General features: G+C 70.2%; 11 protein-coding genes. 2 read left to right on the plus strand and 9 right to left on the minus strand.

Translation table 11 applies throughout. The features are described 5' to 3' along the window. Position 1: 1 nt before the first annotated feature. Positions 2-346 (minus strand): hypothetical protein, encoded by a 345-nt coding sequence (locus JRI60_RS50825; RefSeq protein WP_204223356.1) that lies wholly within the window; start codon positions 344-346, stop codon positions 2-4. Positions 347-485: 139 nt separating this feature from the next. Here JRI60_RS50825 and JRI60_RS50830 point away from each other — a divergent pair, with 139 nt between their 5' ends. Continuing rightward, positions 486-1868: a sigma-54-dependent transcriptional regulator gene (locus JRI60_RS50830; RefSeq protein ID WP_275439086.1), complete on the plus strand. Its 1383-nt coding sequence runs from the start codon at positions 486-488 to the stop codon at positions 1866-1868. Between the two features lie 94 nt (positions 1869-1962). Next, positions 1963-2442: an excisionase family DNA-binding protein gene (locus tag JRI60_RS50835; RefSeq protein WP_239470214.1), complete on the plus strand. Its 480-nt coding sequence runs from the start codon at positions 1963-1965 to the stop codon at positions 2440-2442. 24 nt (positions 2443-2466) lie between these two features. Here JRI60_RS50835 and JRI60_RS50840 read toward each other — a convergent pair whose 3' ends face one another. The 8 genes from JRI60_RS50840 to JRI60_RS50875 form a co-directional block, all read right to left on the minus strand. After that, positions 2467-4308, minus strand: coding sequence for a HAMP domain-containing sensor histidine kinase (locus JRI60_RS50840; RefSeq protein WP_204223357.1), 1842 nt, complete (start codon positions 4306-4308; stop codon positions 2467-2469). Then, positions 4305-5462, minus strand: a complete 1158-nt coding sequence (locus tag JRI60_RS50845) for a sensor protein KdpD (protein WP_204223358.1) — start codon at positions 5460-5462, stop codon at positions 4305-4307. The genes JRI60_RS50840 and JRI60_RS50845 overlap by 4 nt, the downstream gene beginning before the upstream one ends. Beyond that, positions 5459-6073: a potassium-transporting ATPase subunit KdpC gene (gene kdpC / locus JRI60_RS50850; RefSeq protein ID WP_204223359.1), complete on the minus strand. Its 615-nt coding sequence runs from the start codon at positions 6071-6073 to the stop codon at positions 5459-5461. The genes JRI60_RS50845 and kdpC overlap by 4 nt, the downstream gene beginning before the upstream one ends. Before the next feature lie 12 nt (positions 6074-6085). Beyond that, entirely contained in the window at positions 6086-8146 is a 2061-nt protein-coding gene (kdpB, locus tag JRI60_RS50855) for a potassium-transporting ATPase subunit KdpB (protein WP_204223360.1), read from the minus strand. Between the two features lie 2 nt (positions 8147-8148). Next, positions 8149-9870, minus strand: coding sequence for a potassium-transporting ATPase subunit KdpA (gene kdpA, locus JRI60_RS50860; RefSeq protein WP_204223361.1), 1722 nt, complete (start codon positions 9868-9870; stop codon positions 8149-8151). Positions 9871-9879: 9 nt separating this feature from the next. Continuing rightward, entirely contained in the window at positions 9880-9969 is a 90-nt protein-coding gene (gene kdpF, locus JRI60_RS50865) for a K(+)-transporting ATPase subunit F (protein ID WP_204223362.1), read from the minus strand. A 317-nt stretch (positions 9970-10286) separates the two neighbouring features. Beyond that, complete coding sequence (locus tag JRI60_RS50870) at positions 10287-10793, minus strand: PTS sugar transporter subunit IIA (protein ID WP_204223363.1); 507 nt, start codon at positions 10791-10793, stop codon at positions 10287-10289. 223 nt (positions 10794-11016) lie between these two features. Continuing rightward, the gene (locus tag JRI60_RS50875; RefSeq protein WP_204223364.1) at positions 11017-11748 is read right to left on the minus strand and encodes a M90 family metallopeptidase; all 732 of its coding nucleotides are present in this window, start codon (positions 11746-11748) and stop codon (positions 11017-11019) included. Positions 11749-11770: the final 22 nt, after the last annotated feature.

Here is an 11770-nt window from a genome sequence, read left to right on the forward strand (position 1 = left end):
CTCAGCGCGTCGCGCTGGAGATGTACTGGGACACCTCCTCGCGGCAGACGTCCACGCACTCGGGGAACTTCTGGAGGAAGCGGGCCTGCCGGCGGCAGTCGGCCGAGAGGGAGCCTCCCGGGTCTTCGCGGCACAGGGCCTCGAAGCTCGCGAAGCTCCGCTGGAAGACCACCGCCCGCCTTCCCGGCTCCATCGCCTGGATGGCCCGCTGCTCGGCCCCCAACACCCACAGCAATCCAGCCACCAGCAGCACCAGGGCAATTCCCACCCCCGCCACCCCGGTCAGCACCTCGCGCTCCTCCCGGGTGAGCCACGGCCCTCCCCGGCTCATCGCTCGCGTCGCCATGCCCTACAGATGGGAACCGGGCCGCGCCAATGCCACCCCTCGTGCAGGATGCAACCCCGACAGCACCCGGCGGCCCCCCGCTTCCTCGGGAGGTGTTTCCCGCCCAGTCTGGCGCGCGGCCCGAGTTTAGGATGAAGGCATGGACACCGGACCTGTCGCGCCCGTGGTGGAGCCGCGCCCCATGCGGGTGCTGGTGGTGGACGACGAGCGGAACATCCGCACCACGCTGCGCATGTGCCTGGAGGGGCTCGGCTGCGAGGTACGCGAGGCCCCCACCGCCGAGGCCGCGCTCGCCGCGCTCGCCCAGGGGCCGGCCGACCTGGCCTTCGTGGACCTGCGCCTGGGCACCGCCAGCGGGTTGGACCTGCTCCCCCGCCTGCTCGCCGAGTCCCCCACCCTGGATGTCGTCCTCATCACCGCGTACGCCACCTTTGATACCGCCGTGGAAGCGGTGAAGCGCGGGGCACGTGACTACCTGCCCAAGCCCTTCACTCCCGCGCAGATACGGCACCTCGTGGAGAAGGCGCGGGCCCACCGGGAGCTGAGCTCGCAGCTGGGCAACCTGGAGGGGCAGCTCGCCCAGTCCGTGCCCGAGGCCACGCTGGAGACGGCCTCGCCCGCCATGCACGCGGCCCTCGCGCTCGTCACCCGGGCGGCGGCCTCGGACGCGGCGGTGCTGCTGCGCGGGGAGAGCGGAACGGGCAAGGGAGTGCTCGCGCGGGCGCTGCACTCGATGAGCGCGCGGCGCCGCCGGCCCTTCGTCACCGTCAACTGCCCCACCCTCTCCGAGCAGCTCCTGTCCAGCGAGCTCTTCGGCCACGTGCGAGGGGCCTTCACCGGAGCGGTGAGGGACCAGCCGGGCCGGGTGGAGCAGGCCGAGGGGGGCACGCTCTTCCTCGACGAGGTGGCGGAGATGAGCCCCGCGCTGCAGGCGCAGTTGCTGCGCTTCCTGCAGGAGAAGCAGTTCGAGCGGCTGGGCGAGGGGCGCACGCGCCGGGCGGACGTGCGGGTGGTGGCGGCCACGAACCGGGATTTGGAGAAGGACGTGGCCGCGGGCCACTTCCGGGAGGACCTGCTCTACCGGCTCAACGTCATCGAGGTGAAGCTGCCGTCGCTGCGCGAGCGGCGCGAGGACATCCTCCCGCTGGCGAGGCGCTTCGTGGCCTTCTTCGCGCGGACGGCGCAGCGGCCACCACCGGAACTGTCCCCGGCGACGGAGAAGATGCTGCTGGCGTACCCGTGGCCGGGCAACGTGCGAGAGCTGCGCAACGCCCTGGAGCGGGCGATCATCATGTGGCCGGCGGAGGTGCTGGAGCCGCAGGCGTTCCCGGAGCGGATTGCGGCGGCGACGGGCTCGGGGGTGGCGCTGGGCGGGCCGCACACGCTGGAGGAGGTGGAGCGCGAGCACATCCTCCGGGTGATGGCGAGTGTCCCCACGCTGGACGAGGCGGCACACATCCTCGGCATCGACGCGTCCACGCTGTGGCGCAAGCGCAAGAAGTACGAGTCCGCGCCCGGCTGAGCCAGCACGGCCACCCGCCCGCCCGGTGTCTCCCAACCTAGGAAGTAACTGGATCTGGGGTTACGTTTGGAACGAATACTCGTACATTCGGGGCATGATTCGCTCTCGCGCTGTCCAAGACAAAGGCACGGTGGACCGGACAGGTCCGATCTCTGCTCCAGAGGAAAAGCTGGCTGACCTCGTCGAGCTGGCTCGCCTCATGGAGAGTCAGGGGACACAGCGACCCAAGCTCGTCGGCCCTGGCGGCGAGACTCTCGAGTTGCCCGAACCCGTCTTCCATCTCCTCCGTCAGATCGTCACGGTTCTCGCCCAAGGGGATGCCGTGACCGTCGTGCCCGTGCGCAAGGAACTCAGCTCGCAGCAAGCGGCGGATCTGCTCAACGTGTCACGCCAATACCTGGTCCGGCTGCTCGATCAGGGCGCAATTCCGTATACGAAGACTGGAGAACACCGGCACATCCAGCTCAACGATCTTCTCGCGTACAAGCGGAAGCGCGATGCTCAACGCAAGGCAGCCCTCAACGAACTCATACAGATGAGTCAGGACTTTGGCGGTTATTCCGAGTGCAGTTGACCTCGAAGACAACACGGTTGTCGCTCACGATGGCCGTGGCACCTCCACCTGCGGAAGCGTGAACCAGAAGGTGCTGCCGACTCCGGGCTGGCTCGACAGTCCCATCTCCCCGCCGTGCGCCTGGACGATCTCCTGCGCGATGGACAGCCCCAGCCCCGCTCCTCCCGTGGTTCCCCCGGGCACCCGGTAGAACTTCTCGAAGACGCGCTGCTGGTGCTCCGGTGCGATGCCCTCCCCCGTGTCCGCCACCTCGAAGCGCACCCGCTCACCGTCGCGCCTCGCCCGCACCACCACCTCGCCCCCGTGCGACGTGTGCCGCACGGCATTGGCCACCAGGTTGGACAGCACCAGTTGCAACCGCTCCGGATCCGCCTCCACCCGCTCCAGCTCCGGCTCCTGCTCCGAGGCCAGCCGCACGCCCCGCTCCTCCGCCGCCCCCCGGTGCGGCGCGAGCGCCGCCTCCAATACCGCCTCCGTGGAGACCTCTCGAACCTCCAGCACCAGCCGCCCCGCCTGCAGTCGCGACAAGTCCAACAAGTCATCCACAATGCCTTGCAGCCGCTCGCAGTCCTCGCGCGCCGCGGACAACAGGTCCGCCTGCTTCTCCGTGATGGGCCCCGCTACCTCCTCCAGGCACAGGTGGATGGCCATGCGCAGCGAGGTGAGCGGCGTGCGGAACTCGTGCGCCACCGTGGCCACCAGGTCGTTCTTCAGCTCGTCGAAGCGCCTCAGCCGCGTCACGTCCTGAAGCAGCACCGTGGCCCCCACCACCCCTCCGCCCTCGCCATACACCGGGCTGCCTCGCGGCAGCAGCCACCGGTCTCCCTCCGGCCCCTCCACCCGCACTGCCTCCTCGTAGCCACGCGGCAGGTACGGCCCCTTTCCTCCCAGCACGTGCACCCGCACCCGCTCCAGCACCTCGCGCACCTCCGGTGCCACCTGCCCCAGCGCTCCCCCGCCCACCTCCAATGACAGCCGCAGCCCCTCCTCCGCCGCGCGGTTGACGTTGAGCACGCTCCCGTCCAGGCCGAACACCACCACCGGGTCCGGCAGGCTGTCGATGGCGGCCTGGGAGGCGGACTGCGCCTGGAGCAGCTCTCCCAGCGAGCTCCGCCGGTAGCGCTGCAGCGCCTCGGCCATGGCGTTGAAGTCCTGGGCCAGCTGGGAGATTTCGTCCCGTCCCTCCACCACCGCCCGGGTGGCCAGGTCTCCCTGCCCCAACCGCCGCACCGCCTGGGACAGCACGGACACCGGCCGCAGCGCCCGCTGCGTCAGCGACGCCGAGGCCAGCAAGCCCCCCACCAGCGCCACCACCACCGCCGTCACCATGAGCGTGTTCACCCGCCGGCTCTGCCGCCTCAGGGCATCGCTCTTGCGCACCATGGCGTCCTGGTTGAGCGCCAGGATGTCCTGCGTGGCCTCCCTGGCCTCCTGGAAGGCTGGCGCCAGGGACTCGAAGTAGGCCTGGCGCGCCCGCTCGGGTGAGTCCAGGGCGAGGAAGGCCTCGTATCCGGACCGGTAGCGCGTCCAGGTCTCCCGGAGCCGCCGGGTGGCCTCGGCCTCTCCGGACTCGGTGAGGTTGCGCTCCTGTACCTTCAACTCCTCCTCGAGCGGCTGCAGCTGCGCTTCCGCCTGCTCCTGCCCCCGCCGCCGCTCGCCCGCGACGATGAAGAGGGCGGCGGCGTCCATGCGCTCCAGGTGCTCGAGGGTGCGCTGCATGGCCAGCACACTGCGGTAGTTGTCCGCGAGGATGTCCTGCCCCGCGCGCCCCAGCCGGCCGAGCGTGTTGACGCCCAGCACTCCCACCAGCAGCAGCGCGAGCGCCAACGGCGCCTGGGCCAACAGCAACTTGTCGCGCAACCTCATGGCCGGCGCTCCTCGCGCGGCGCCTCGAAGGACACCACGTGGATGTCGAACCCCTCCCCCTCGCGCAACAACCGCACGTCCGACGCGAGCCCCATCACCCGCTTCCACCACGGCTGCCGCGAGCGGCCCACGATGATGTGGCCCACCCCGTGCGAGCGCGCGAAGTCCAGCAGCGCCGCCACCGGATCCTTGCCCTTGAGCCGCACCACCTCCGCGCCCAGCTCCCGGGCCATCTCGATGTTGGCCAGCAGGTGGCGCTGTGCCTCGGCGTCGATGAGGTGCGGTGCCTCGCCGGGCGTCTCCACGTAGACCACGAACCAGTCGGTGTTGAGCCGGCCCGCCATGCGCGAGCCGCGTCGTAGCAGCGTCGCCGCGTGCGGAGGACTGCTGGAGAGCGCCACCATCAACCGGCCCCAGCCTCCCCCCATCTGCTGCGGCTCCGCGCCCGCGCGGGTCCGGCTGCCCGTGGCCCGGTCCAGGCTCTCGGCCACCTCGCGCAGCGCCAGCTCGCGCAGCGTGGAGAGGTTCTCCTGCTGGAAGAAGCCCTCCAGCGCGCGCTGCACCTTGTCCGGCGCGTAGATTCTTCCCGCCCTCAGCCGCTCGTGCAGATCCTCCACCGCCAGGTCCAGGTTCACCACCTGGTCGGCGCTCTTGAGGAAGCTGTCGGGAATCGTCTCGCGCACGCGGATGCCGGTGGCGCGATCGACGAGGTCATTGAGGCTCTCCAGGTGCTGCACGTTGAAGGCACCGATGACGTTGATGCCCGCGGCGAGCAACTCCTCCACGTCCTGGTAGCGCTTGCGGTTGCGGCACAGGGGCACGTTGGTGTGGGCCAGCTCGTCCACCACCGCCACCTGGGGCTTGCGCGCCAGCACCGCGTCCAGGTCCATCTCCTCCACCGCCACGTCCCGGTAGGTGAAGACCTGGCGCGGCACCACCTCCAACCCCTCCACCAACGCGGCCGTCTCCGAGCGGCCGTGTGTCTCGACGAAACCGAGCACCACGTCCACCCCTCGCTTCCCGAGCGCGTGGGACTCCTCGAGCATGCGGTACGTCTTGCCCACGCCGGCGGCGAAGCCGATGTACAGCTTCAGCCGCCCGCGACGGCCGCGCGCGACCAGCTCGAGGAAGTCCTCGGCACGCCGTCGTGTCACAGCGCCCCCGCCGCCGAGGGCCGCGCCGAAGGGAGCTCACCGAATTGCCGGTCCAGCGCCAGGTTGAGGAGGAGCACGTTCACCCGAGGTTCCCCCAGAATACCGAAGGTGCGGCCCTCGAGGTGCTCCTCCACCACGGCGAGAATCCTCCCGGGCTCCACGCCCCGAGCGTGGGCCACCCGGGGCACCTGCCAGCGCACGGCCTCGGGGGACAGATGCGGATCCAACCCCGAGCCGGACGCGGAGACGAGCTCGGCGGGCACGGGCCCCGGAGCGTCCGGGTTCTCCCGGCGCAGGCGCTCGGCCTCGGCCACGGCCCGGTCTCTCAGTGACTGGGAGGTGGGGCCCAGGTTGCTGCCCGCGGAGGCGGTGGCGTCATGGCCGCCGCCGGCCGCGGACGGGCGCGGCTGGAAGTAGCCGGCCCGGGAGAAGCCCTGGCCGATGAGGGCGCTGCCCACCACCTGGCCCTTCTCACGGGTGACGAGCGAGCCGTTGGCCTCCTCCGGGAAGAGAAGCTGGGACAGGCCGGTGACGGCCAGCGGGTAGAGCACGCCAGTGAGCACCAGGGTGACGAGCGAGGCGCGCAGGGCGGTGACGAGTGCGGAGACCATGATGCGTTCCTTTCAGACCAGGCCCACGGCGGTGAGCACCACGTCGATGACCTTGATGCCGACGAAGGGGACGATGACGCCCCCCACCCCGTAGATGAGGAGACTGCGCCGCAGGAGCGCCGCCGCGCCCAGGGGCCGGTAGCGCACGCCCCGGAGCGCCAGGGGAATGAGGGCGATGATGATGAGGGCGTTGAAGATGACGGCGGAGAGGATGGCGCTGTAGGGCGACGACAGGCCCATGACGTTGAGCGGCGCCATCTCCGGGAACACGCCCATGAAGAGCGCGGGGAGGATGGCGAAGTACTTGGCCACGTCGTTGGCGATGGAGAAGGTGGTGAGCGTGCCGCGCGTCATGAGGAGCTGCTTGCCCACCTCCACCACCTCCAGCAGCTTGGTGGGGTTGGAGTCCAGGTCCACCATGTTGCCGGCCTCCTTGGCGGCCTGGGTGCCGGTGTTCATCGCCACGCCCACGTCCGCCTGGGCGAGCGCGGGCGCGTCGTTGGTGCCATCTCCCGTCATGGCCACGAGCTTCCCCTTGGCCTGCTCGGCGCGGATGAGGGCCAGCTTGGCCTCGGGGGTGGCCTCGGCGAGGAAGTCGTCCACGCCGGCCTCGCGGGCGATGGCCCCCGCCGTGCGCGGGTTGTCGCCGGTAATCATCACCGTGCGGATGCCCATGGCGCGGAAGCGCTCGAAGCGCTCCTTGATGCCGCCCTTCACCACGTCCTTCAGGTGGATGATGCCCAGCACGCGCGCGCCATCCGCCACCGCCAGCGGCGTGCCGCCCGCGTCGCCGATGCGCGCCGCCATCTCGCGCAGCTCGGGCGGGACGGCCCCACCCTGCGACGCCACGTGCTGGATGACGGCGTCCACCGCGCCCTTGCGGATGCTGCGCGGGTGCGGGTCCACGAGCTCGCAGCCGCTCATGCGCGTCTGCGCCGTGAAGGGCACGAAGGAGGCCTGGTGTGACTGCAATTCTCGCGGCCGCATCTTGTAGGTGTCCTTCACCAGCACGACGATGGAGCGGCCCTCGGGCGTCTCGTCCGCGAGGCTCGCGAGCTGCGAGGCCTCGGCCAGGTCCTCCATCCGCACGCCCGGCAGGGGCAGCAGCTCCGTGGCCATGCGGTTGCCCAGGGTGATGGTGCCCGTCTTGTCCAGCAGCAGCGTGTCCACGTCGCCCGCCGCTTCCACCGCCCGGCCGCTCATGGCCAGCACGTTCTTGCGCAGCAGCCGGTCCATGCCCGCGATGCCAATGGCCGACAGCAGGCCACCGATCGTCGTGGGAATCAGGCACACCAGCAGCGCCACTACCGCCGTGCCCGACAGCTTCACCCCCGAGTAGAGCGCCATCGGCACCAGCGTCACGCATGCCAGCAGGAAGACGATGGTGAGTCCCACCAGGAGGATGTGCAGGGCGATCTCGTTGGGCGTCTTCTGGCGCGCGGCGCCCTCCACCAGACCGATCATCCGGTCCAGGAAGGACTCGCCGGGGTCGGCGGTGATGCGCACCACGATGCGGTCCGACAACACCTTGGTTCCGCCGGTGACGGAGGAGCGGTCTCCACCGGACTCGCGGATGACGGGGGCGGACTCGCCGGTGATGGCGGACTCGTCCACGCTGGCGATGCCCTCCACCACCTCGCCGTCGCCGGGGATGAGGTCACCCGCCTCGCACACCACGCGGTCGTCCTTGCGCAGGTCGGGGGCCGGCACGCGCTCCTCCTTCCCGTCCACCAGACGCCGGGCCGTGGTGTCCTTGCGCATCTTGCGCAGCGCGCTGGCCTGGGCCTTGCCGCGCCCCTCCGCCACCGCCTCGGCGAAGTTGGCGAAGAGGACGGTGAACCACAGCCACAGCGTCACCGCCACGGTGAACCACGGCGGCGTGGGCGTCGGCCCCGGCGTGACGAGGTCCTTCACCACCAGCACCGTGGTGAGCACACTGCCCGCCCACACCACGAACATCACCGGGTTGCGCGCCACCTCGCGGGGATTCAGCTTGCGCAGGCTGTCCAGGGTGGCCTGCCCGAGCAGCGCCGGCTCGAAGAGCGACGACGGTTTCGACGAAGGGGAAGCCATGGTCAGAACACCTTTCCGGCCTGGCCGAGCGAGTGCTCGACGATGGGGCCGAGGGAAAGCGCGGGGAAGAAGGTGAGCGCGCCGACGATGACGACCACGCTCACCAGCAGGCCGGTGAAGAGGGCGCCGTGGGTGGGGAACGTCCCGGGGCCGGGAGCCACCACCTTCTTGCCCACCATGGAGCCGGCGATGGCCAGCACGGGGAGAATCATCAGGAAGCGCCCGGCGAGCATGGCCACGCCCAGGGTGATGTTCCAGAAGGGTGTGTTGGCGTTGAGTCCGGCGAAGGCACTGCCGTTGTTCCCCGTGCCGCTCGTGTACGCGTAGAGGATCTCCGACAGGCCGTGCGGCCCCGCGTTGCCGAGCGAGGACAGGCCCTGGGGAAGCACCACCGCCACCGCGCTCAGCCCGAGGATGACGAGCGGGAAGATGAGCACGTACAGCATGGCGAGCGTCATCTCCCTCGCCTCTATCTTCTTGCCCAGGTACTCGGGCGTGCGGCCCACCATGAGGCCGGCGATGAAGACGGCGAGCACCACCATGACGAGGATGCCGTAGAGGCCGGCGCCCACGCCGCCGAAGATGACCTCGCCGAGCTGGATGTTGACCAGGGGCACCAGCCCGCCGAGCGCGGTGAAGCTGTCATGCATGGAGTTGACCGCGCCGCAGCTCGCATCCGTGGTGACGGTGGCGAAGAGCGCCGAGGCCGCGACACCGAAGCGCGTCTCCTTGCCCTCCAGGTTTCCCTCCCGCGCCACCTGGGCGGCGGCCACGGCGGGGTTGGCCTGGGACTCGGCGGCGTAGGCGGCGGTCACCCCCGCGAAGAAGAGCAGGCTCATGGCCGCGAAGAGGGCCCAGCCCTGCCGCGTGTCCCCCGTCATCTTCCCGTACGTGTACGTGAGGGCGGCGGGAATCGCGAAGATGGAGAGCATCTGCACCAGGTTGGTGAGCGGCGTGGGGTTCTCGAAGGGGTGGGCGCTGTTGGCGTTGAAGAAGCCGCCGCCGTTGGTGCCCAGCATCTTGATGGCCTCCTGCGAGGCCACCGGGCCCATGGCCAGCGTCTGCTTCACGCCCTCCAGCGTGGTCAGCTCGCGGTAGGGCGCGAGGTTCTGCAGCACGCCCTGCGACACCAGGAAGAGCGCATAGACGACACAGAGGGGCAGCAGCACGTAGAGGGTGCCGCGCACGAGGTCCACCCAGAAATTGCCCAGCGTCTTCTGGCCCTCGGGGCCGGGACGCCGGGTGAAGCCGCGCGCGAGCGCCAGCGCCACGCCCATGCCCGCCGCCGCGGACACGAAGTTCTGCCAGGCCAGCCCCGCCATCTGGCTGAGGTAGCTCAGGGTGGACTCGCCCGCGTAGGACTGCCAGTTGGTGTTGGTGGTGAAGCTGGCGGCCGTGTTGAAGGCCAGCTCCGGCCCCACCGCCGGGAAGCCCTGGGGGTTGAGTGGCAGCACGTGCTGCAGCCGCAGGATTCCGTAGGTGACGAGCATGCTGAACAGGCTGAAGGCGAGCAGCGCCAGCGCGTACCGCCCCCACGTCTGCTCACGCAGCGCCTCCCCGCCGCCGCACAGCCGCAGCAGGAAGCGCTCCACGGGCCCGAGCACCTTCGGCAGGGGCTGGTGGGGCGCCTCGAAGACGCGGAAGAGGTAGCTGCCCAGCGGCTTCGTCAGCGCGAGCACCAGCGCGAAGAAGAGGAGGATCTGCGACCAACCGATGAGTGTCATGGCGGGCCTCTAGAAGCGCTCCGGACGGAGCAGGGCATGGACGAGGTAGACGAGGAGCAGCACCGCGAGCACGGCGCCGGAGACGTATTCGAAGGTCATGGGAGGGGGGCCTCCTCGGCGGGCAGGGAGCCTTCCAGACTGGAAGGCTCGACCCACCCCGATGGAGTGCTCAGCGGAAAGGACAGCGGACAGGGAAGCTCGAATGGGGACATGGACACCTCGTCCCCTTCCCCAGAGCAGCCGCTGTACCAGGAACCGTTCTCGTTACCGCCCGTGATTCCGCTGGGTTAGGCCTCGGGCGTCCCCCGCCGGATTGCAATCCGCACGATGAGCCCCCGAGACCCCTTGCCTCATGAAAGGCACTCGCGCCCCCCAGGAGGGGAGAGCGAACGGGCGGTCATCGGGTGGAAGGGCGCTCAGGGACTGCCGACGTGCTGGGAGGCGTCGTGGCGGGCCTGAGTGGCCAGATAGGCGTCCTCGGCTCGCACCAGGAGCGCGCGGATGGTGGCCGCGTCGGGCGCCTCCATCAGGGCCTGACGCAGGCGTCCATCCCGCAGCAGCGCCGCGATGCGCGCGAGCACCCCCAGGTGCGTGCCCGGTGCGCTCGTCGGTGACACGAGCGTCACGAAGAGTCGCACCGGCTTCCCATCCCGAGCGCCGAAGTCCACGCCCTCGCGGTCCACCGCGATGCAGGCGATGGTCTGCCGCAGCCGCTCGAACCGGCAGTGCGGGATGGCCACCCCCTCGCCTATGGCGGTACTCGAGATGCGCTCCCGGGTGACGAGCTGCTCCTCGAGCAGCTCGCGCGGAGCCCTCGTCCTCGCCGCGAGCATGCCGGCCAGCTCGTGCAACACGCCCGCCTTGTCCGTGACCCGCAGGTCCGAACGGATGCTGCCTTCCGCCAGGAAATCGGTGAAGCGCATCTCACACCTCCCAGGAGCACGCGCCAGTTGAGTCTTCCGGTGCTCGAGCGGACTCGGGCGACGGGTGCCGCGCCGGGCGCTCTCCCGCACATGCTCGGAATGGTGGGACGCATCGGCAACCCCCACCGTTCCCCGTCAACGTCCCGCTCGCATCGTGTTGTCCGGTGGAGCACCCGCATGGCCGCCCGCTCTCCGGCTCGCCCAGCCCGGAGCACGGGCCCCCTCACCCTCCAGGTGTCGGATCGCATCCGTAGAAGCGCTTCAGCTCCTCGAACAGCTCCGGCGTCTTGTCCTTCATCTGCCGCGGCTTCTCGAAGAAGGACTCCGTGGCCACGGCGAAGAACTCGGCCTCGTTGAGTCCTCCGTAGTCGTCCAGCACCTGACGCTCGACGGGCCGGCCCTCGCGCAGCTTCAGGAAGTGCTCCCCCATCACCGACGCCCACGCCCGGTAATGGGAGTACTGGCGCAGCTGCGGCGTCCCATCGAAGGCCCCATCCTCCCGGTCCAGCACGTGGGCGAACTCGTGCACGGCCGTGGAGTGGCCATCTCGTGGATCTCCCAGGCCCGCCAGCACCGCCCGCCACGACAGGATGACGGTGCCCCAGTTCTTCGCCTCGCCGAGCACCCCGCCCGTCCGGTCCGGAAGCCGGAAGGTGTCCGGGTAGACGATGATCTCCCTCAGCCGGTCGTAATAGGAGAGGTCCAGGTACAGCACCAGCCTCACCGCCGTGGCCGACACCACCACGCGCACCTCATCGGTGATGGAGAAGCCGCCCGCCCCGATGAACTCCTTCTCCCAGGCGAAGACCTTGAGCAGGTCCAGGAAGCGCGGGCGCGACTCCGGCGCGAGTCCCCCCCAGAAGGGGATACGCCGCTCGAGGAAGTCGAGCCACTCGGGTGGGAAGGGGCGGCGCAGCAGGCGCCGCCGTCGGAAGGTGCGGAAGAGGCCGGACATGTCCTGCGAGGGTAGACCCTCA

It is taken from the genome of Archangium violaceum (assembly GCF_016887565.1).
In the GTDB taxonomy this organism is placed as follows: Bacteria; Myxococcota; Myxococcia; order Myxococcales; family Myxococcaceae; genus Archangium; species Archangium violaceum_B.

Bases quoted from the DNA above. Each gene is read 5' to 3' on its own strand.
- JRI60_RS50825 (WP_204223356.1), bottom strand. From the start codon at position 346: ATGGCGACGCGAGCGATGAGCCGGGGAGGGCCGTGGCTCACCCGGGAG.
- JRI60_RS50830 (WP_275439086.1), top strand. From the start codon at position 486: ATGGACACCGGACCTGTCGCGCCCGTGGTGGAGCCGCGCCCCATGCGG.
- JRI60_RS50835 (WP_239470214.1), top strand. From the start codon at position 1,963: ATGATTCGCTCTCGCGCTGTCCAAGACAAAGGCACGGTGGACCGGACA.
- JRI60_RS50840 (WP_204223357.1), bottom strand. From the start codon at position 4,308: ATGAGGTTGCGCGACAAGTTGCTGTTGGCCCAGGCGCCGTTGGCGCTC.
- kdpC (WP_204223359.1), bottom strand. From the start codon at position 6,073: ATGGTCTCCGCACTCGTCACCGCCCTGCGCGCCTCGCTCGTCACCCTG.
- kdpB (WP_204223360.1), bottom strand. From the start codon at position 8,146: ATGGCTTCCCCTTCGTCGAAACCGTCGTCGCTCTTCGAGCCGGCGCTG.
- kdpA (WP_204223361.1), bottom strand. From the start codon at position 9,870: ATGACACTCATCGGTTGGTCGCAGATCCTCCTCTTCTTCGCGCTGGTG.
- kdpF (WP_204223362.1), bottom strand. From the start codon at position 9,969: ATGACCTTCGAATACGTCTCCGGCGCCGTGCTCGCGGTGCTGCTCCTC.
- JRI60_RS50870 (WP_204223363.1), bottom strand. From the start codon at position 10,793: ATGCGCTTCACCGATTTCCTGGCGGAAGGCAGCATCCGTTCGGACCTG.
- JRI60_RS50875 (WP_204223364.1), bottom strand. From the start codon at position 11,748: ATGTCCGGCCTCTTCCGCACCTTCCGACGGCGGCGCCTGCTGCGCCGC.